3 protein-coding genes are annotated in these 2,760 nt (G+C 38.5%); all 3 read right to left on the bottom strand.

Going from position 1 to position 2,760, the window contains the following annotated elements; translation table 11 throughout:
- The coding region (locus M902_RS00095) for a hypothetical protein (RefSeq protein ID WP_156979672.1) at positions 1–364 on the bottom strand (364 nt) is incomplete at its 3' end.
- Position 365: 1 nt separating this feature from the next.
- On the bottom strand, positions 366–2,324 hold the full coding sequence (locus M902_RS00090; protein ID WP_040313608.1) for a VirB4 family type IV secretion system protein: 1,959 nt from the start codon (positions 2,322–2,324) through the stop codon (positions 366–368).
- Positions 2,317–2,583 carry a hypothetical protein gene (locus tag M902_RS00085; protein WP_040313607.1) on the bottom strand — a complete coding sequence of 89 codons (267 nt, stop codon included), beginning with the start codon at positions 2,581–2,583 and terminating at the stop codon, positions 2,317–2,319. Before M902_RS00085 ends, M902_RS00090 begins: the two co-directional genes overlap by 8 nt.
- Positions 2,584–2,760 lie beyond the last annotated feature (177 nt).

Below are 2,760 nucleotides of genomic sequence, written 5' to 3'. Positions count from 1 at the left end.
TTCTCCCAGTACCGATCAGTAAAGTCTTGAGCTTCCAAACGCTTTTGTCCATAAAGTCGATATTGCTCTTTAAGCCTTGTAGATTCATCTTAAGCCTAAGCATTACTTGGTTTAGCTCTTGAAGATTCTTAGGTTTCATCTTGTTAGCTTCTGCGATATCGACAACGTGTTGTTCGATTCGACGAGCAATGAAATAACGCCTCATTGCGATAAAATTATATTTATCTATCTGATCACTTGTTTTCTTAGCGACCTCTAGGATTTTAAGAGTGTTTGACACAGTTGAAGCCGTATTAGAGACAAGCATCACAAGGGCCGCTGTATCACTGTCTGGCATGAAGAACGTGCTTGCATTTGCTCTCATGCTAAATATCAAAGTAAATGACATTATTATTTTGAAAACTTTCATGTCGTAACCTCACATAGGCCTCAATGGCCTCTTTACTTGAATCAAAGAACTCTTCAAACTTAGAAAGAAAACTCTCTAGCTTTTTGTCTTTGCCTGCTTCTGTATGAAATAGCTCCAACTCCAATGGAGTTAAGTAGTTTCTAATGATCTTTCTAAAACGATTGTCTGTGGACTTCAGATAGCACTCAGAGAAAACTCCCTTTTGAAACTCTAGGGAGCCAATATTTTCAACATCAAAGGAAGTGATGTCGTGTCTCTCTTCCATCTCCTGAGGGAAGAAGACTTTAAAATAGCAGTTATTGGTAATTGAATTAGCCAGATCATCTCCAAGACTAGAGAAGTCTTTTAGAGATTGAGAAATTGCAATTGGGAAAGCACCTGTTTTCCTGAATGTTCTAAAGCATTCATCTATATATGAGCTATGATCCCCAAGAAAGCTCCAACACTCATCGAAGACGAGAATCTTTTCTTTTTCAGGAACATTTTTAAAGTATTCCAAAATAAAGATGATGATTGGTGCGATGACGCTCTTTGGATAGTTTTCAACGTCAACATACAGAATGCTTTTTGTATCTATATGGTCATCAGAGATATAGTCCTTGAAGTCTTCAAAGTAGAGATCAATTTCAGGAAAATCTTCTTTTAGATTATCTATAAGCCCAAAAAAGGATTCGCTTTTAGGTAGGGCCTCTTTAATGGCCCTTAAAAGCTTTCCTTTTTCTAATTTTCCAAATCTTTCAGCATCAACAACAGAGAGAATAATCTCTCTTAAATACATTGGGTCTTTAAATTGAAATGGATTAAATTTATGCTCTAAATTGCTTCCTCCGTAATACTTTGTAAGCTTACGAAATGAGCCTCCCTTGTCTAAAATAACCGTTGGATGATCCTCAATGAGGTGATGGACAATCTTGTTTACAAATACAGACTTGCCACCGCCACTAATGCCAGTAACGAGCATATTTCTATTTTTGATAGCGTCTGTGAATGGATCAAAGTAGATTGCTTGTCCTGAATTATCATGAAGCTCCATTCCTTCGTCCATAAGAAAGCTTCTCTCAACTGGTAAGAGGTAGCGTAGATGGCTTGTCTTGTTAGGAAGCGTCCTAAGCCCTAACTGAGGCTTGACTCCAGGAATAAGTTCATTAAAGATCGAAGTAAGACCTGACTTAAAGTTTCTAAGCGATTGCCCCTCGGCAAAGACCTTAATCCCACGAGATAGCATTTCACTGACAAAAGCTTCACTCATAGAATTTAGCTCTTCTAATGAATTAGAACGTAGTAGAAAGAACATCTCCATTTCAAACATGGATTCACTTCCATGAATAAGATCATGCATCAGCTCTTCAGCTTGTGAATAAGCTCCTTCACTTGAAATATCTCTTTTAGACTTTAGAAAGCTTGAAAGGTGTCCCGTTCTAATTCGCTCAAGTTTATTGATGGACTTATCCTTGGCCTTCTTTTTAAAACTTAGGACGTAGTCAACATCCTGTGGAATTAGGTGCTCATGGGCCTCATCATCTGAAAACTCACTTACGGAAAAGACTCTTAGGTATTTCCCATTAAAGCTTAAATAGTCGTCATAGATGCCAACCTCAGAGAAAATTTGACTTGTTTGAAAGAAACACTCTAAGGGCCTATCTTGTTCCTTAAACTCAATTCCTGAAAAGCTTGGAAGCTGTGATCCATTAGTTTCCAAGAAAGAAGAATCACCAATCTTGAAGAACTTGAAATAGCTATCAAGACTTAAGTTATTAAGACCACGGGCTAAAGACTCAAAGAATCCATCTCTTTCAACATAATCCATCTGTGAAGTGTCAGATGGGAGCATTGAGTAAAACCATGACACATCACCATGAATAGAGGTAAGCCTATTTCCTTGAACTTCGAGTACTGGAAAGGTCGATTTACTCATGACGGCCTCCAAGCTTAAATTGCCAAGAGAGCTTCTTGTCATCGTTTAAATGCGCAAAGAAGCCTTGTTTCAGTCTTTTGCTAACAAACTTTAAGCACACTAAAACCAACGCAATTATTGCGAGAGAATAAAGACCTGAAACTTTCATCCATGAAAGGATCAGGTAACTTGAACCGATTACGAGAAGATCAATTCTTGTAAGGCTTGCGAGCATGGTGGCCTTCTGGTTTAGCAATGTGGGAAATTGATTTCTACTCATCTAAGACTCCTAGCTAAAGCTCTGAATTAGGTTTCTAATCAGCTCGAGGCCTGAGCCAGCAAAGATTGATAGAATCGCCACATTTGCCGCTTTCTTTTGATATTCGTCCTGCTTAAAAAATGAAAGAGTGACGAACATAATAAAAGAAGCTCCGGCCACCGCCCCCGCAAGGGGGAT

It is taken from the genome of Bacteriovorax sp. BAL6_X (genome assembly GCF_000443995.1).
Taxonomy (GTDB): Bacteria; Bdellovibrionota; Bacteriovoracia; order Bacteriovoracales; family Bacteriovoracaceae; genus Halobacteriovorax_A.
Note: the sequence above shows the minus strand (reverse complement) of the source record. Positions and strands in the feature narration are given on the sequence as shown.